The following is a 17,597-nucleotide window of genomic DNA, read 5'->3' on the forward strand; positions in this document are numbered from 1 at the left end:
TAAAAAAACACCTTCAGTGAGGTGTTTCTTATAATAATTTCCGGTATTTACTTTTAATGTTTGGAGAGTTTTTTAAACAAGTAAGAACATCTTGATATTCTTGAATAGTTAGCCTTCCTATTAAACTATAATCCTTTGGTTTATAAATATAATCAATCGTTTCAATAGTTTTATCAGTTATCCAATACGCATACACAAAAGTATCAAATGGAAAACCAAAACCACATTCCGTAATTGCAACTTGATTTTCGAAAAAATAACATCCAAAATTTACCACTGGAAGATTTATGCAACCGTGCTTTTTATTTTCAGGAACGGAGATGTTTTGCACAGAACTTGGTAAAGAAATTATCATTATACCATTTTCATCTCTTTTTAAAACTAGAAATATTTAGGCTTGGCGGGGTCACCGTTTTCAAAATAATATTCTTCAAAATATAATAAATTCCTTTCTTCAAACATATTACTGCTTTAATGAAGATACAAAATTTAAAAATTCTTTGTGTTCATAGTAAAATTCCAACTTTGAAGGTTCATTCTTAATTAATTCGGTAAAATCAATTTTAAGATTAGTTGTTGGAATTTCTTCATTTAAAAGTAATTCTAAAACTCCGTTTTCTTTAGCAGTATTATACCATAATGAATTTTCACGATGTGTATAAGCTACTAAATCATTGCAATTTGCACCAGAAAACTCGTTGATAATTTCATCAATTAAAAAAATATCTGAATCAGAAAATTCATCATCATTAAAACATGCGTTTTTATCAAAAACAAAACCGTTTTTAATATTTCTCTTTTTTATGAAATTTTTGAGAAGAATTGGTTCTTCGGAAAATTCTACATACAGATTTTGACAAACAGGACCAAATTTCCAAACCTCGAAATCAAGGTTAAAAAAAGGCATACCACGTTTCTCGATGGATTTCTCTTCAATAATGTAAACTAATTTTAATAAACTAGTTTTAGGAAGAGACCCCATTTTATCTATCAAATAAATTAAAGCATTGCCTAATTTATCGATCTGATCGTGAGAATATTTATCGTTGATTGTCATAATTAAAATGATTTATTAATGAATTCATTTTCAGAAACATAAATTTTAATCAGGGTGCAAAGATAATGTGATTTATTTTAGCATTAGAGTAAATATACAAATAGTTGCTTCAATTCCAGCAAAACTTACTCTCTATTTTTACTGTCAATTATTATCGTTACAGGACCATCATTTAACAAAAGTACTTTCATATCCGCACCAAAAATGCCAGTTTGTACTTTTTTACCCATTTCTTTTTCCAACTGAAGTACAAAATTTTCATATAATGGGATGGCGATTTCTGGTTTTGAGGCTTTGATATACGAAGGACGATTGCCTTTTTTAGTAGCAGCATGCAAAGTAAATTGACTTACCACAATGATATCACCATCAACATCTTTAACAGATAAGTTCATCACGTCGTTTTCATCTCCAAAAATACGCAGATTAGCGATTTTTGAAGCTAACCAATTACTGTCTTCTTGATTATCTAAATCTTCAATACCAACCAAAACCAGTAATCCTTTCTGAATATCGGCAACAATATTATTATCGATGGTTACGGAGGCTTGGGAAACTCTTTGGATTACTACTTTCAAAATAATTATAAATTATGAATGGTGAATTCTGAATGGTGAATATTCATAATTATTTTTTTAAATTATTTTTGGTTGAAATAATTATAGAAGCTAGGATTTTATTAATCTCCATTATATCAGAATTTAGAGACTTAAATTGAGACTCACTTAAATATTCGGACTGAAACAATAATTCAATCCAATAATCACTCTCATTAGCCTCTTTTTGTGCAATAGCGAGTTTATGAATAAAATCTGACTTACTTTCTGCGTGTTCTGACTCTCTTACTAGTGCACCAATTGAAGTACCACTACGTAATAATTGTTTACTTAAAACAAATTCCTTCTTTTCAATACTTAAAAATTGATATAATTTTACAATTCGTAAAGCAAAATCAAATGATTTTATTTTTATAATATTACTTGCCATAATTCATAATTCACCATTTACAATTCATAATTATTCCCTCGTTTTATCACTTATAATTCGATCTTCATTATGAATATCAGTGCGGTAATTTTCATCATCACCTTCCAGAATTTTCAAGTAACTTCTGTAACGGGACCAAGCAATTTCATCTTTTTCCAAAGCTGCTTTGATGGCGCAATGCGGCTCGTCTTTATGCAAACAATTATTAAATTTACATTGCTCTTTCAATTTGAAAAATTCCGGAAAATAACCACTGATTTCGGCTGCATCCATGTCAACAATTCCAAAACCTTTGATACCTGGTGTATCAATAATTTTAGCATCAAAAGACAAATCATACATTTCGGCAAAAGTCGTCGTGTGTTGTCCTTGCTTGCTTGCTTCAGAAATTGTCTTTGTTTTTAAATGTAAAGAAGGTTCCATAGCATTTACTAAAGTCGATTTCCCAACTCCAGAATGTCCAGAGAACATGCTCACTTTACCAATCATCATTTCTTTCAATTCCTCAATTCCTTTCATTTCAGTCGAAGAAACGCGCAAACATTTGTATCCAATTTCCTGATACACATGTTGCATGTACAATTGTTCATCCAGCGTGGCATCATCAAAAGTGTCAATTTTATTAAAAACCAGTATCGTTTCAATTCCATACGCTTCGGCAGTAACCAGAAAGCGGTCAATAAAATTAAAAGTCGTTGGCGGATTATTTATGGTGACTAACAAGAAAACCCTGTCAATATTAGATGCAATAATATGCATCTGATGGGATAAATTCACTGATTTCCGAACGATGTAATTCTTTCTGTCATGAATCTTATGAATGGTTCCCGTAACGGTATCGGATGATTCTTCCAGTTCATAATCAACAATGTCGCCCACAGCAATAGGATTGGTGCTTTTGATTCCTTTAATTCGGAATTTTCCTTTCATACGGCATTCAATAAAATCCCCTTGTTCAGATTTTACGGTGTACCAACTTCCTGTAGATTTGTAAACTAGTCCTGTCATAGTGCAAAGGTAAAATTTTGTTTTAAGTTTAAAGTTTTTATTTTTGTCTATTAATAGAAAATCCCCACAACATAAAAATAAGCTGCAGGGATTTATTTATTTTTAAAAAATACTAATTAAGCATTCAATACTTTTTCTTGATGACCAATACTTTCCTGATGAATCGCTTTGAACATTTTTAGTACAAACTCTTCAGTCAATCCTTTTTTCTCTCCTTCAAGAATCATTTTTCCCAAGATTTCATTCCAACGTGTATTTTGAAGAATGGCAACGTTAGCGTCTTTTTTCACTTTACCAATTTCATCCGCCACTTTCATACGTTTTCCTAGCAAGTCTAACAAATTCTCATCCAAGATGTCGATATTCGTTCTCAATTTCGTCATTTTTTGAGTGAATTCTACAGATGCATCATTTACTTTTCTTACTTTCAAATCAATAAAAATTTGTTTTAACGCGTCTGGCGTCACTTGTTGTGCAGCATCACTCCAGGCATTGTCCGGGTCATAATGTGTTTCGATAATCATACCGTCATAATTTAAATCCAAAGCTTCTTGCGTTACTTCAAGAATCATTTTACGATCTCCTGTAATGTGAGATGGGTCAATAATTAAAGGCAAATCAGGGAATTTATTTTGCAATTCGATAGGAATCTGCCATTCTGGAATGTTTCTGTATTTTGTTTTTTCGTAAGTAGAAAAACCTCTGTGAATCACTCCTAATTTCTCAATTCCTGCATTGTACAAGCGCTCAACTCCACCCAACCATAAGGACAAATCTGGATTTACCGGATTTTTAACCAATACGATTTTTTTAGTTCCTGCTAAAGCATCTGCAATTTCCTGCATTGCAAATGGATTTACGGTCGTTCTGGCACCAATCCATAATACATCGATATCATATTCCAATGCTAATTTTACGTGAGCCGCATTTGCCACTTCCGTTCCCATTAGCAATCCGGTTTGTTCTTTAGCTTTTTTCAACCATTTCAACCCTATTTCTCCAACTCCTTCAAATCCTCCGGGACGCGTTCTTGGTTTCCAAATTCCTGCTCTAAAAACACTCACATCTGAATCTTTCAATTCATGTGCAATTTTTAATACTTGCTCTTCTGTTTCAGCACTACAAGGTCCTGCGATCACAAATGGATGAGTCAAATTGAATTCATTCAACCAATTTCTCATTTCTTTCTTATTTTCCATCTTTTCTAATTTTATTTTTTTGTGTTGTTCTTTTTTACTGTAAACTGTGACTGAACACTGATCACTTTTTTACATTAATTCCGTTTAATATTTCTTTTATTTTATTGACACTTTGCATTTCATTGTAAATAGCATCGTAATCTTCCTTTTCTAATAATTCTTTAAATTTTGACAAATTCGAAATGTATTCCTCCAATGTTTTGACAACCTGTTTCCTATTTTGTTTAAAAATAGGCGTCCACATCGCCGGGGAACTTTTGGCCAAACGAACCGTACTCTCAAAACCCGAACCAGCCATATCAAAAATATCCTGCTCGTGTTTTTCTTTGTCTATCACCGTTTTTCCAAGCATAAAGGCACTGATATGTGACAAATGCGACACATAAGCAATGTGTTTGTCATGTGATTTTGGATCCATATAACGGATTCTCATTCCCATTGCTTTAAACAAATCCAACGCCTTTTCCTGTAACTTGAAAGTTGTTTTCTCCACCTCACAAATAATATTTGTTTTCCCTTGAAACAATCCTTTTATCGCCGCCGAAGGCCCTGAAAACTCCGTTCCTGCTATAGGATGCGTGGCTATAAAATTTCTCCTTTTGGGGTGATTGGCAACCGCTTCACAAATAGGCATTTTAGTAGAACCCACTTCAAAAACGATCGTATTATCCCCAATAACATCCAAAACTTTCGGTAAAACTAGTAATGCAACATCAACAGGAACCGAAACAATCACAAAATCTGCATCCACTAAATCATCAATTGTAGCACCAACATCAACAACTCCTAAAGCTATGGCTTCCGTCAAATGACTTTCGTTGTTGTCAATTCCATAAATTTTGGCGTCCGGATGCAGCGTTTTAATGTCCAATACCATCGAACCACCTATCAATCCTATTCCTATTACAAATACTTTCATTTATTATTTTTTTTGTAGCTAATCCTGCTATCCGTTTCAATCTTTCTAGTCCTGAACTTGTTTCAGGATCCTGAAACAAGTTCAGGACTAGAAAGGATTTCCACTACTATCAGGGCTAAGGCATCTCGTAATTCAGACGTTTATTTTTCCTAAAACAAATGTTTTTTAAGCAAATCTGTCAATAGCTTCCTGTACTTTTTCTTCTTTTACACACAATGCAAATCGAATATATCCTTCACCATTACTTCCAAAAATGGTTCCCGGCGTAATAAAAATTGATTTGTCATATAAAATTTCGTCAATGAAATTCTCCGCCGATGAGATTCCGTCCGGCAATTTTGCCCAAACAAATAATCCAACTCCTTCTTTATAAACTTTACAGCCCAATTTCTCCGCCAGTTGCTCAGTACGAATTCGGCGTTTTTTATAAATCGCATTCATCGATTCAAACCAAGCTTTGTCACTTTTTAAAGCTTCAATTGCCCCTTTCTGAATCCCATAAAACATGCCACTATCCATGTTGCTTTTTACTTTTAGTACAGCATCAATACATGCTGCATTTCCTAAAACCATTCCAACTCTCCAGCCTGCCATGTTGAACGTTTTGCTCAAAGAATTTAATTCTAAAGCGACGTCTTTTGCGCCTTCCACTTGCAGCAAACTCATCGGATTATCGTTCAAAACAAAACTATACGGATTGTCATTTACTAACAAAATATTATGCTTTTTGGCGAAAGCCACCAACTTCTCAAACAACTGCAAACTTCCTCTTGCTCCTGTTGGCATGTGCGGATAACCAATCCACATGATTTTTACTTTCGATAAATCCAGTTTTTCCAAAGCTTCAAAATCAGGCTCCCAATTATTAGTTTCTTTTAAATCGTAATAAACTGGAACGGCTCCCACAAGATTCGTCACCGAAGTATATGTTGGATAACCAGGATTAGGAATCAGCACCTGATCGCCTTCATTCAAGAAAGCCAGTGAAATATGCATAATTCCTTCTTTGGAACCCATCAAAGGCAAAATTTCGTTAGCTGGGTTTAACGCTACTTGATAGTTGTTCTGATAAAAATCTGCCATTCCTTGACGCAATTCCGGTAACCCCTGATAACTTTGATATTGATGTGCATTTTCATCTTGCATTGCCAAAACCATTGCATCAATAACCGCTTGTGACGGCTGTAAATCCGGACTTCCAATTCCCATATTGATAATTGGTTTACCCTCAGAAGCCAGTTGTCTTACTTCTCTTAGTTTTGAGGAGAAATAGTATTCTTCAATTATATCGAGACGTTTCGCTGTAGTAATCATGTGTAAATTTTAAGATTCTTTTGACTTTCGATTTTGTAAGTTTCGGCTAATTATAATTTTGTGTTTTTATATTCGCCTAATACTTTGAAATACTCTGCCATGATGATCAGTAGTGACTTTGCTTTTGCATAATCTTCGTATTTTTCGAAAGTAACATCCACAAAAAACGAATATTTCCAAGGCGTTTCTATTTTTGGTAACGATTGTATTTTTGTCAAATTCAATTTGCAATCGCTCATTACATTTAAAACTGCTGCTAAACTGCCTCGTTTGTGATCCAATTCAAATTTAATGGACGCTCTGTTGATTTCGTTTTCCGGAACAAATGAATTCTCCTTTTTGATAATCACAAAACGTGTCATGTTGTTTTTAATCGTTTGAATCTCCGGAGCCAAAATTTCTAAATCATACATTTCAGAAGCTGTTTTACTAGCGATTGCGGCAATTCCTTTCAACTGCTTTTCCTGAATTCTACGCGCCGTTTCGGCAGTATCTTTATCTTCGACTAATTTTATATTTGGATATTTTTTTAGAAATTCCATACATTGTAAAATAGCCATAGGATGCGAATGTACTTCCTGAATATCTTCCATTTTTTGACCTTTTAAGGCCATAAAATTTTGATGAATTATTAAATAATGTTCTCCTATAATGTGCAAATTATTTTTGTCAATTAAAGCATAATTCGGGATAATTGGACCCGCAATAGAATTTTCTATCGCCATAACCGCCTGATCGGATTTGCCGGAAAGCAGGTTATCTACTAGTTCTTCAAAGGACAAACATTCATCAACAACAACATCCTGATCAAAATATTCTTGTGCCACCTGATGGTGAAAAGAACCCGTTATACCTTGTATTCCGATTATTTCATTCATTATATAAACTTTTAAGCAAAAAAAAATCCCGATTTTCATCGGGATTGTATATTAATAGTATTAATTTAATTTTATAATCAAATAACCATATAACAATCCCTTTCTGCTTTCCAGAAGAAATAATAAGAATTGCTAAAATAAAATCGGTTATTCAACATACGGTTGTTGTTTTTTGTATTAATTACTCTGCTAATGTATACATAATTTCCAGCTATCCAAAAGAAAAAGCTGGTTTTATTGAACAAAAATAGGATTCGTTAAAAAACTGTTTATTAATTATATAATGTTTAAAAAAAAGACTTTTAAAATCCTTTTTAATTAGTCAACATTTGTGACGTTAGAGATACAAAAGATTATTTTTAACAATTTATCTTTAAAATCAAACTCAAATTAAGCTACTAATTTTTCAGTAAGCCAATTTTTTCCTTCAGAAATTCGGGTTACCATCATTGCCGAAACCAAATCGCCATTCGCATTCAGTAACGTTGCCATAGGATCTACAAGCGTTCCCACGATCATTGCTGCAGGAAGTGCCTGTTCCATTGGAAATCCATACACGGTTATCGCCAGAATTTCTCCGATGTAACCTCCATTTGGAATGCCACCTTCGACTACCGAAACAATTATAGTAATTCCCAACGCCGTCAGTAACGTATTTGGATCTGTGAAATCTTTGCCAAACATGGCGAAAATAACCGCAATTTTTATAATAGACGACATACTCGAACCATCTTTATGCAAAGGCGCACCCAATGGAATAACAACATTTCTGATGTGTGCAGGAATATTCATTTTTTCGGCACCTTCCAGATTGGCAGGAATTGTTGCAATGCTGCTGCAAGTTCCCAATGCCGTTAAGGAAGGCGTAATGTTATTTTTCCAAAACACTGTAAATCCTAATTTTCCTCCAGCGATAAAAGCGTACAAACTAAAAAATACAATAAAGTAAAAAGCACAAACCGCATAATACAGCCCCAAAGGTTTTGCGTAAGCGCCAAATAATTGCGGTCCAAAAATTCCAACCTGATATGCAAAATATGCACCAAGACCTATTGGAGCCGTTTTCATAATCATATGTAGCAATTGTTTCATCACTTCGTTTCCTGAATTCAAGAACCGACTAAAATCTTTTCCTTTCTCTCCCGAATGCAAACTGGCAAATCCTATTAAAAAAGAAAATATAATAAGTGCTAACATATTTTTACGAGACAACAGTTCAAAAAAGTCACTGGCAGTAAGCAACTGGGTAATTTGTGAACCCGCAGAACTTTCCTGAATGCTTACCAATGGAAGTTTGGAAATTATAATGTCTTGCTGAATAGGAAATAACAATACGCCAACGAGCATCAAAACGGCCGAAATTAATACTGTACTTAAAAACACGCCAATGACAATTGCAAACAATTTACCGAGTTTCTCTGATTTTTCTAAATTGGCAATTGAAGATGCAATCGTAAAAAATATCAACGGGATAATTGCGGTAAACAATAAATTTAGAAATATATCGCCCAAAGGTTTAATCACTTCTACACCTTTTCCAAAAACTAAACCCAATATACTTCCTGCCAAAATTCCGCCGAGAAGCAATAAAATGCTTTTGTAGTTTTTCAAGAAACTGCCTGATTGTGTAGTTTTCAAATTCATATTCATATAGTTTATGGTAAATATATAAATCTAAAAGAGAATATCCTCTTGCTTAGTAAACTTTGACGAAGGTCTTTTATTTATTGAGTTACAAAAACAATAAATCAATACTTTTTCTGTTTACTTTTGCAACAAATAAAATCCCATGTCGATAGAAGTTAACAATATATCAAAAAGTTACGGTTCGCAAGAAGCGCTGGATAACATTTCGTTTTCTATAAAAAAAGGAGAAATCGTTGGTTTCCTGGGTCCAAATGGAGCCGGAAAATCAACGTTAATGAAAATATTGACCACGTACATTAATGCCGATGAAGGTTCAGCAATCGTAAATGGAAACGATGTAAACACCCAACAAAAAGCCGTTCAACTTTCAATTGGCTATTTACCGGAGCACAATCCGCTGTATTTGGATTTGTATGTGAGAGAATATCTGGCTTTCAATGCCGATGTCTATAAAGTAGCTAAATCCCGTATCGACGAAGTAATTAAGCTTACCGGTTTAACTACCGAAAGTCATAAAAAAATAGGCCAATTATCCAAAGGATACCGTCAGCGTGTAGGTCTTGCCAACGCTTTATTACACAATCCTGATGTTTTGATTTTGGATGAACCAACGACTGGTTTAGATCCGAATCAATTAATGGAAATTCGTAACGTGATAAAAAATGTGGGGAAAGACAAAACTGTTTTCCTTTCTACACACATTATGCAGGAAGTCGAAGCAATTTGTGACCGCGTGATCATCATCAATAACGGTAAAATTGTTGCCGATAAAAAACTGGATAACTTAATTTCCGGGGACAACGAGCAAGTTATCGAAGTAGAATTTGATTATAAAATAGAGGAACAAGCTATTGCTAAAATAGAAAATCTTGTTTCTTATAAAAATACGCACGACATGATTTGGGAATTGACTTTCAAAGCGGATAAAGACATGCGCCCCGCTGTTTTTGATTTTGCTTCTGCAAATGGCTTGAAAACGCTACAACTGAATCAGAAGAATAAAAATTTAGAGGCTGTTTTTAGAGAGATTACGAAAAAATAGTAATCAGTGTTCATTCGCAGTTTGCAGATGAAAACTACTACCCATTTATACTATTTATACCGTTTGATTTGTCATTCCGACAAAGGAGAAATCTACACAATAAATTTCTTGCTCCACCTGAATGACAAAATTACAAGATTTTGAAATGAATAAAGATTTTGATAATCGTAAAATCCCTAGCCCGGATAGCAGTGAAAATCCTTTTCTTGTCTCGTTTTTTGAGACAAGAAAAGATTGTAACGAATAGCTGGAAATAGCTCCTAAAAAATCTTACTTGCTATTTGACGGATATTTTCTGATTTTCCCATAGAATAATAATGCAAAACGGGAACGCCGGCAGCTTTCAATTCTAATGATTGCTGAATTGCCCATTCGATCCCTACTTGTTTGATGTCAGCATTATTTTTGCATTGATCTATTGCTTGAATCAAATCTTCAGGCAAGTCAATTCTGAAAATTTGTGGCAATACTTGTAAGTGTCTTTGCACTGCAATAGGTTTGATTCCCGGAATAATAGGAACCATAATGCCCATTTCTCTGGCTTTGGCAACAAACTCGAAGTATTTGGCATTGTCAAAAAACATTTGGGTTACCACATAGTCGGCTCCGGCATCCACTTTTTCTTTCAATCTTTTTAAATCGGATTGCAAAGAAGGAGATTCCAAATGTTTCTCCGGATAACCCGCAACTCCAATACAAAAATTGGATTTGTTATCGACTTCCATAACATCATGCAAATATTTTCCTTGATTCAGTTGATTGATTTGTTTCACCAGATCGACTGCAAAATCATTCCCGCCCTGTTTTGGAATAAAATATTGTTCATCCTTCATGGCGTCACCACGCAAAGCCATTACGTTATCTAAACCCAAATAATGGCAATCAACCAATAGGTACTCGGTTTCTTCTTTGGTAAAACCGCCGCAAAGGACGTGCGGGATCGTATCTACATTGTATTTGTGTTTTATGGATGCACAAATACCCAATGTTCCGGGGCGCATTCTGGTCAGTCTTTTGTCTAATAAACCGTTGCCTTTGTCGATATAAATAAACTCTTCTCTTGAAGTCGTTACATCTATAAAAGGAGGTTTAAACTCCATCAACGGATCAATATTGTCGTATAATTCCTGAATACTTTTCCCCTTTTGCGGCGGAATAATTTCAAAGGAGAATAATGTTTTCTTTTTTGCGTCTTCTATATGTTGAGTTACTTTCATCTTAAGTCTTAAAGTTTGAATGTCAAATGTCGAGAGTCACGTCCTTTGGACTTTATGACTTTTGACTTTATGACTGTGTTTTTAATCTGCTATATTCGGGCTTAACCATCTCGTGGCTACTTCGGTTGAAACGCTTCTTCGTTTCGCATAATCAATAACTTGGTCTTCTTTTATTTTTCCGAGTCCAAAATACTTACTTTGCGGATTACCAAAATAGTACCCAGAAACCGATGAAGCGGGCCACATTGCCATACTTTCAGTCAAGGTCACTCCAATTTCTTGTTCTACATTCAGTAATTTCCAAATCGTTGGTTTTTCTAAATGGTCAGGACAAGCCGGATATCCTGGAGCGGGACGAATTCCTTTATAATCTTCGGCAATCATAGCCTCAGTACTCAAAGCTTCATCAGATGAATAGCCCCAAATTTCTTTCCGTACTTTCTCATGTAAATATTCCGCAAAAGCCTCTGCAAAACGATCCGCCAATGCTTTGACCATAATCGAATTGTAATCATCTAAATCTCTTTCGAATTCAGCCGCCCACTCATCGACACCAAAACCGGTCGTGACACAAAATGCGCCCATATAATCCGTTTTACCACTGTCTTTTGGGGCGATAAAATCCGACAAGGCAATGTTTGGAGCACCTTTTGTTTTTTGTGATTGCTGACGCAACGTCAAAAATTTCTCTAACACTTTTCCGTTTTCATCACTTAACTCAATGTCGTCATCGTTCACTTGATTGGCAGGGAAAATTCCATAAATTCCTTTGGCTGTCAGTTTCTTTTCTTTCAAAATAACTTCCAGCATTTCTTGTGCATCTGCAAAAACGGAAGTAGCTTGTTCCCCAACAACAGTATCCGTTAAAATCGCTGGATATTTCCCGAACAACTCCCATGTTCTAAAAAACGGCGTCCAGTCGATATAAGGAACCAAAACATCTAAATCGACTTCGATAGTTTGTTCTCCAATTACATTTGGTTTTACAGGAGTAAAATTATCCCAATCCAACTGCAATTTATTTTTACGGGCTTGCTCAATAGTCAAGAAGTTTTTGTCACGTGAACGGTTCAAAAAGGTCTCTCTAAAAGCGTCGTAATCAGCCCTGATGTCGCTTGCATATATCTTTCTATCCTTGTTCAATAAATTTCCGGCAACCGTTACAGCTCTCGAAGCATCATTTACATGAATAACCGTTTCTCTATATTGTGGTGCAATTTTCACGGCAGTGTGCGCTCGTGAAGTAGTTGCTCCACCAATCATTACAGGAATTTTTATGTTTTTTTTGTCTAATTCCTTGGCCAAATAAACCATTTCGTCAAGCGAAGGTGTTATTAATCCGCTTAATCCAATAATGTCAACATTGTGCTCAATTGCTGCTGCAATGATTTTCTCAGGCGCAACCATTACACCTAAATCGATGATTTCATAATTGTTACAGGCTAAAACAACCGAAACAATATTTTTCCCAATATCATGCACATCTCCTTTGACAGTCGCCATCAAGATACGACCTGCAAAACTGGAGACTCCATCTTTTTCAGCTTCAATAAAAGGCAGTAAATAAGCCACAGCTTTTTTCATTACTCGGGCTGATTTTACCACTTGCGGCAAAAACATTTTACCCGAACCAAATAAATCCCCAACGACATTCATTCCCGTCATCAAATTGATTTCGATAACCTCGATAGGTTTTGTAGCTGCCAATCGGGCTTCTTCAACATCAATTTCTATGAATTCATCAACTCCTTTTACTAGCGAATGTGTCAATCGTTCTTGTATGGTGCCTGAACGCCATTCCTGTACCGCTTTTTCATTATTCTTTACATCTCCTTTTACATTTTCGGCAAAGTCTAACAACCTTTCGGTGGCATCATCACGTCTGTTTAGAATTACATCTTCAACGCGTTCCAAAAGTTCCTTTGGAATTTCGTCGTAAATAGAAAGCATTTCAGGATTCACAATCCCCATCGTCATACCATGTTGAATGGCATGATATAAAAATACCGAGTGCATCGCTTCCCGAACTGTATCATTTCCTCTAAACGAGAACGAAACATTACTTACCCCACCACTAATGTGTGCATGCGGAAGATTCTCTCTAACCCATTTGGTTCCTCTAAAGAAATCCAAGGCGTTTTCACGGTGTTCTTCCATTCCTGTTGCCACAGGAAATATATTCAAATCGAAAATAATATCCTGAGCCGGAAAACCAACTTTATTTACCAAAATATCATACGATCGTTGGCAAATTTCTACCCGGCGTTCATAATTATCAGCTTGTCCCGTTTCGTCAAAAGCCATAATAATTGCCGCAGCACCGTAGCGCTTAATCAATTTAGCGTGATGAATAAATTGTTCTTCGCCTTCTTTCAATGAAATCGAATTTACCACACTCTTTCCTTGCACCACTTTTAAACCCGCTTCGATAATATCCCATTTTGAGCTATCGATCATAATCGGAACTCTCGAAATATCCGGTTCAGCAGCGATTAAATTCAGGAATTTTGTCATGGCATATTCGCCATCAAGCATTCCTTCATCCATATTAATATCGATGATTTGCGCGCCACCTTCTACTTGCTCTTTAGCGATACTGAGCGCTTCCTCGTATTTTTCTTCCTTGATTAACCGAAGGAATTTTCTAGAACCCGTAACATTCGTTCGTTCACCAATATTAACAAAAACGCTTTCCGGCGTAATGATTAAAGGCTCTAATCCCGATAATACGAGGTTTCTTCTAGTTTCGTTTGCCATTTTCTATTTTATTTGATCCTGAAAGGTTTTAAAAACCGTATCGGAGTAACTTATTGTTCTTATAATTTGGGCGTGACCCAAAAAAGGGTCGGGCTATCCGTTACAAGTCCTCGACTAATTCCGCTTCGCTTCATTTGTCTGTGGGCTTTTCACTGTTATCCCTCACGCAGTTTTGTACTTTCTATGTCATTGCGAGGAACGAAGCAATCTCATTCAGTAAGTCCTTAAACATCATACTTCTTTTTGTCATAGCGCTTGCGATAACTGAGGTTTAACTACTGTATCATCTCGTAATCATCTATTTTCAAACATACCTACAAGGTTTGAAAAAAACCTTGTAAGAAATTTAACTACATCGTCGCCGTTGATACTCTGGGTTTATACTCCTTTGCAATATCTGCAATCAATTTGATATGTTCCGGCGTTGTTCCGCAACAACCACCTATGATATTGACTAAATTATCGTCTAGATATTCTTTGATGAAAGCTTGCATCTGTTCGGGCGTTTCATCGTACTCGCCAAAAGCGTTAGGCAATCCTGCATTCGGATGCGCCGACACGTTGAAAGAAGTGTTTTGCGCCAATGTTTGTAAATACGGTTTCAGCAAATCGGCTCCTAAAGCACAATTGAAACCTACACTCAACAACGGAATGTGCGACACCGAAACCAAAAAAGCTTCCACGGTTTGACCTGAAAGTGTTCTTCCTGATGCATCTGTAATTGTTCCCGAAACCATGATTGGGATATCAATATTGCGTTCGTCTTTAACTTCTTCAATGGCGAAAAGTGCCGCTTTGGCATTTAGCGTGTCGAAAATAGTTTCCACCAATAATAAATCACTTCCTCCGTCTATTAACGCTTCTACTTGTTGTTTGTAAGCAATGCGTAAATCATCAAAAGTTACCGCTCTGTAACCCGGATCATTTACATCTGGCGACATACTCGCAGTTCTGTTTGTTGGTCCAATTGAACCGGCTACAAAACGAGGTTTATCTGGATTTTTGGCTGTAAATTCATCGGCTACTTCGCGGGCAATTCGTGCCGATTCGTAGTTGAGTTCATAGACCAAATCTTCGAGATGGTAATCAGCCATTCCAATGGTGGTTCCAGAAAAAGTATTGGTTTCGACGATATCCGCTCCTGCTTCAAAATAAGCGGCGTGAACTGCTCGAATCGCTTGTGGCTGCGTTAATGACAACAAATCGTTGTTTCCTTTTAAGGAATGTGGAAAATCTTTAAAACGTTCTCCTCGGAAATCTTCTTCAGAGAAATTGTAACGTTGCAACATGGTTCCCATAGCTCCATCGAGTATGAGTATGTTTTTTCTAATGGCTTCTTGAATGCTTGACATAACTTTTTATTTCTTGTAAATCGCGATCCATTTCGGGATTTATACTTTTGATTACTAATTACAAAAGTTCACTATATGAGCTCTTTAGCCCCGATTGAAGCGATATCCTTTTTTTCTGGTGTTCAGAAAAAAAGATAAAGCGTAAAGCGGGAACGGTATTGGCAAAAAAACGCCAATTGTTCGCTCCTGATACTGAAAATAATTCAGTAGGCTAAAAATATATGTTGTCAAGAAAAGGTTTGAGAAATACTAAGTGAGTATTTGTGTGTTATCTATCTTAAATACTGAAACTGGTTCTGTATAAAGTAGAATGTAGCACCTTCTTTAAAGATAAAGGGTTGCTAAGGTTTCATTGGGTCTTTCCCTCCGCCTTTCGTGATAACTTTCAATAAATATAGGAACAGTGCAAAGTAAAGACATAGCGCCAATACTTGCAAGTATTAGCGCTATATTTTTTAACTAGTTTGTACTAAGTTGTTAAACTATGGCTTTAACCACGGCTTTTGGAGCTTCTTTACGGGTTCCGTCAAATCCGTCAACACCAGAAACTGTAGTATATTTCAATACATATTTCTTACCCGGATTGATTATTTGGTAGGCTGCCTGACACATCATAGTCGCTTCGTGGAATCCACAAAGAATCAGTTTTAATTTTCCTGGATAAGTGTTTACGTCACCAATGGCAAAAATTCCGGGAATATTCGTTTGGTAATCCAAAGCATTATTTACTTTGATGGCATTTTTTTCAATGTCTAATCCCCAGTCTCCGATAGGACCTAACTTTGGAGTTAATCCAAAAAGCGGAATAAAATAGTCAGTAGGAATGGTTCTATGGGCTCCATTTTCTTCAATATCAATTGATTCTAAATGTTCGGCTCCATTTAAACCAACTACTTCCGCCGGTGTGATCATTTTTATTTTTCCTGAATCTTTTAATTCCTGCACTTTTTCGACCGAATCCAAGGCTCCTCTGAATTCATTTCTACGGTGAATTAAAGTCACTTCGGAAGCAATATTCGACAAGAAAATACTCCAGTCTAAAGCCGAGTCACCACCGCCTGCAATCACCACTCTTTTGTCTCTAAATTTTTCCGGGTTTTTAATGAAATATTTGATTCCTTTATCTTCGTAAAATTCGATGTCTTCTATTAATGGTTTTCTGGGTTCAAAACTTCCTAATCCACCAGCAATCGCAACAACTGGAGCATGGAATTTTTTTCCTTTATTTGACGTTACAATAAAACTTCCGTCTTCTTGTTTTTCAATCGTTTCTGCACGTTCTCCAAGCGTAAATCCTGGTTCAAATTGCTTGATTTGTTCCATTAAATTATCCACCAAATCACCTGCTAATACTTCTGGAAAACCTGGAATATCATAGATAGGTTTTTTAGGATATAATTCTGAAAGCTGTCCGCCCGCTTGTGGCAAAGCATCTAAAATATGGCATTTTAATTTCAGTAATCCAGCTTCAAAAACGGCAAATAAACCAGTTGGTCCGGCTCCTATTATAAGTATGTCTGTTTTAATCATTTTTTTATTCTTTATGTAATGTAATTGTAATAAACTATTTAATACAAATTAACGATTGATTTTTACAACTTAAAATGATAAATATCATTCGTTATAATGCGATGCTTTTATTCTTTGTTTTTTAACGCCTCAGTGATTTCATTCATTTTTTGAACTTTTTCTTCAAAATTCCCTTTGAGTGTTTTGCGATATTCATTAAGGTTTTCAACCATTGTATTAATATCGTCCGGAATTATTTCTTCAAAAAATTCTCGTAATCTTTTGGCTGTTGTCGGTGATTTTCCGTTGGTTGAAATGGCGATTTTTACATTTCCTTTGGTTACAATTCCGCCCAAATAATAATCACATAATGGCGGTGTATCGGCAATATTGCAAATTAAATATCTTTTTCGACACAAGTCGAATACTCGTTTATTGACTTTCAAATCATCGGTGCAAGCAATTACCATGTGTCGCTTGCGAAGCATCCAGCGATTAAACTTTTTATAAGTCAATTTTACCGAAGAATGTTTTGCTGCCAGGCCTTCCAATTCCGGAAGAAACCTTGGTGCCACCACCTCAACATTGGCATTTGGACTGGATTTCAACATGAAAGATAACTTTTCTAAACCCACATTTCCTCCACCTACAATAAGTACATTAAGGTTGTGTAGTTTTAAAAAAACAGGATATAATTCGTTTCTTTCCAAT

Annotated in this window: 16 protein-coding genes and 1 riboswitch; of the genes, 1 reads left to right on the top strand and 15 read right to left on the bottom strand. The window is 35.6% G+C overall.

Features of this window, described 5'->3' with window-relative positions; genetic code table 11:
• Positions 1-28: 28 nt before the first annotated feature.
• From BMZ76_RS06640 to BMZ76_RS06685, 10 genes are all read right to left on the bottom strand, one after another.
• Positions 29-355, bottom strand: coding sequence for a hypothetical protein (locus BMZ76_RS06640; RefSeq protein WP_091204203.1), 327 nt, complete (start codon positions 353-355; stop codon positions 29-31).
• Positions 356-463: 108 nt separating this feature from the next.
• Positions 464-1,057 carry a Panacea domain-containing protein gene (locus BMZ76_RS06645; protein ID WP_091204205.1) on the bottom strand — a complete coding sequence of 198 codons (594 nt, stop codon included), beginning with the start codon at positions 1,055-1,057 and terminating at the stop codon, positions 464-466.
• 125 nt (positions 1,058-1,182) lie between these two features.
• The gene (dtd, locus tag BMZ76_RS06650; RefSeq protein WP_091204207.1) at positions 1,183-1,635 is read right to left on the bottom strand and encodes a D-aminoacyl-tRNA deacylase; all 453 of its coding nucleotides are present in this window, start codon (positions 1,633-1,635) and stop codon (positions 1,183-1,185) included.
• Between the two features lie 49 nt (positions 1,636-1,684).
• Positions 1,685-2,044: a four helix bundle protein gene (locus tag BMZ76_RS06655; RefSeq protein WP_091204209.1), complete on the bottom strand. Its 360-nt coding sequence runs from the start codon at positions 2,042-2,044 to the stop codon at positions 1,685-1,687.
• A gap of 30 nt (positions 2,045-2,074) precedes the next feature.
• A complete protein-coding gene (rsgA, locus tag BMZ76_RS06660) occupies positions 2,075-3,052 on the bottom strand; it encodes a ribosome small subunit-dependent GTPase A (RefSeq protein WP_091204210.1) in 978 nt (325 codons plus the stop codon).
• Between the two features lie 116 nt (positions 3,053-3,168).
• Positions 3,169-4,251 carry a bifunctional 3-deoxy-7-phosphoheptulonate synthase/chorismate mutase type II gene (locus tag BMZ76_RS06665; protein ID WP_091204211.1) on the bottom strand — a complete coding sequence of 361 codons (1,083 nt, stop codon included), beginning with the start codon at positions 4,249-4,251 and terminating at the stop codon, positions 3,169-3,171.
• A 61-nt stretch (positions 4,252-4,312) separates the two neighbouring features.
• A complete protein-coding gene (locus BMZ76_RS06670; protein WP_091204213.1) occupies positions 4,313-5,170 on the bottom strand; it encodes a prephenate dehydrogenase in 858 nt (285 codons plus the stop codon).
• A 165-nt stretch (positions 5,171-5,335) separates the two neighbouring features.
• Entirely contained in the window at positions 5,336-6,484 is a 1,149-nt protein-coding gene (locus BMZ76_RS06675) for a pyridoxal phosphate-dependent aminotransferase (RefSeq protein ID WP_091204215.1), read from the bottom strand.
• Between the two features lie 50 nt (positions 6,485-6,534).
• Positions 6,535-7,362, bottom strand: coding sequence for a prephenate dehydratase (locus BMZ76_RS06680; RefSeq protein ID WP_091204217.1), 828 nt, complete (start codon positions 7,360-7,362; stop codon positions 6,535-6,537).
• A gap of 390 nt (positions 7,363-7,752) precedes the next feature.
• Entirely contained in the window at positions 7,753-9,006 is a 1,254-nt protein-coding gene (locus BMZ76_RS06685) for a dicarboxylate/amino acid:cation symporter (RefSeq protein ID WP_091204445.1), read from the bottom strand.
• A 145-nt stretch (positions 9,007-9,151) separates the two neighbouring features.
• Between BMZ76_RS06685 and gldA the strand changes: the two genes are divergently transcribed.
• On the top strand, positions 9,152-10,051 hold the full coding sequence (gene gldA, locus BMZ76_RS06690) for a gliding motility-associated ABC transporter ATP-binding subunit GldA (protein WP_091204220.1): 900 nt from the start codon (positions 9,152-9,154) through the stop codon (positions 10,049-10,051).
• A 260-nt stretch (positions 10,052-10,311) separates the two neighbouring features.
• Here gldA and metF read toward each other — a convergent pair whose 3' ends face one another.
• The 5 genes from metF to BMZ76_RS06715 form a co-directional block, all read right to left on the bottom strand.
• Positions 10,312-11,268 carry a methylenetetrahydrofolate reductase [NAD(P)H] gene (metF, locus tag BMZ76_RS06695; RefSeq protein WP_091204221.1) on the bottom strand — a complete coding sequence of 319 codons (957 nt, stop codon included), beginning with the start codon at positions 11,266-11,268 and terminating at the stop codon, positions 10,312-10,314.
• An 81-nt stretch (positions 11,269-11,349) separates the two neighbouring features.
• A complete protein-coding gene (metH, locus tag BMZ76_RS06700) occupies positions 11,350-14,025 on the bottom strand; it encodes a methionine synthase (RefSeq protein WP_091204223.1) in 2,676 nt (891 codons plus the stop codon).
• A gap of 350 nt (positions 14,026-14,375) precedes the next feature.
• On the bottom strand, positions 14,376-15,377 hold the full coding sequence (locus BMZ76_RS06705) for a homocysteine S-methyltransferase family protein (protein ID WP_091204225.1): 1,002 nt from the start codon (positions 15,375-15,377) through the stop codon (positions 14,376-14,378).
• 265 nt (positions 15,378-15,642) lie between these two features.
• A riboswitch (SAM riboswitch) is annotated at positions 15,643-15,762 on the bottom strand.
• Positions 15,763-15,854: 92 nt separating this feature from the next.
• A complete protein-coding gene (locus BMZ76_RS06710) occupies positions 15,855-16,907 on the bottom strand; it encodes an NAD(P)/FAD-dependent oxidoreductase (RefSeq protein WP_091204228.1) in 1,053 nt (350 codons plus the stop codon).
• 107 nt (positions 16,908-17,014) lie between these two features.
• Entirely contained in the window at positions 17,015-17,596 is a 582-nt protein-coding gene (locus BMZ76_RS06715) for a precorrin-2 dehydrogenase/sirohydrochlorin ferrochelatase family protein (RefSeq protein ID WP_091204230.1), read from the bottom strand.
• Between the last annotated feature and the right edge of the window lies 1 nt (position 17,597).

Origin of the sequence: Flavobacterium xueshanense (assembly GCF_900112975.1) — a bacterium.
Lineage (GTDB): Bacteria > Bacteroidota > Bacteroidia > Flavobacteriales > Flavobacteriaceae > Flavobacterium > Flavobacterium xueshanense.

Coding starts and splice junctions, on each gene's coding strand:
- BMZ76_RS06640 (WP_091204203.1), bottom strand. CDS start 355: ATGATAATTTCTTTACCAAGTTCTGTGCAAAACATCTCCGTTCCTGAA.
- BMZ76_RS06645 (WP_091204205.1), bottom strand. CDS start 1,057: ATGACAATCAACGATAAATATTCTCACGATCAGATCGATAAATTAGGC.
- BMZ76_RS06655 (WP_091204209.1), bottom strand. CDS start 2,044: ATGGCAAGTAATATTATAAAAATAAAATCATTTGATTTTGCTTTACGA.
- rsgA (WP_091204210.1), bottom strand. CDS start 3,052: ATGACAGGACTAGTTTACAAATCTACAGGAAGTTGGTACACCGTAAAA.
- BMZ76_RS06665 (WP_091204211.1), bottom strand. CDS start 4,251: ATGGAAAATAAGAAAGAAATGAGAAATTGGTTGAATGAATTCAATTTG.
- BMZ76_RS06670 (WP_091204213.1), bottom strand. CDS start 5,170: ATGAAAGTATTTGTAATAGGAATAGGATTGATAGGTGGTTCGATGGTA.
- BMZ76_RS06675 (WP_091204215.1), bottom strand. CDS start 6,484: ATGATTACTACAGCGAAACGTCTCGATATAATTGAAGAATACTATTTC.
- BMZ76_RS06680 (WP_091204217.1), bottom strand. CDS start 7,362: ATGAATGAAATAATCGGAATACAAGGTATAACGGGTTCTTTTCACCAT.
- BMZ76_RS06685 (WP_091204445.1), bottom strand. CDS start 9,006: ATGAATTTGAAAACTACACAATCAGGCAGTTTCTTGAAAAACTACAAA.
- gldA (WP_091204220.1), top strand. CDS start 9,152: ATGTCGATAGAAGTTAACAATATATCAAAAAGTTACGGTTCGCAAGAA.
- metF (WP_091204221.1), bottom strand. CDS start 11,268: ATGAAAGTAACTCAACATATAGAAGACGCAAAAAAGAAAACATTATTC.
- metH (WP_091204223.1), bottom strand. CDS start 14,025: ATGGCAAACGAAACTAGAAGAAACCTCGTATTATCGGGATTAGAGCCT.
- BMZ76_RS06705 (WP_091204225.1), bottom strand. CDS start 15,377: ATGTCAAGCATTCAAGAAGCCATTAGAAAAAACATACTCATACTCGAT.
- BMZ76_RS06710 (WP_091204228.1), bottom strand. CDS start 16,907: ATGATTAAAACAGACATACTTATAATAGGAGCCGGACCAACTGGTTTA.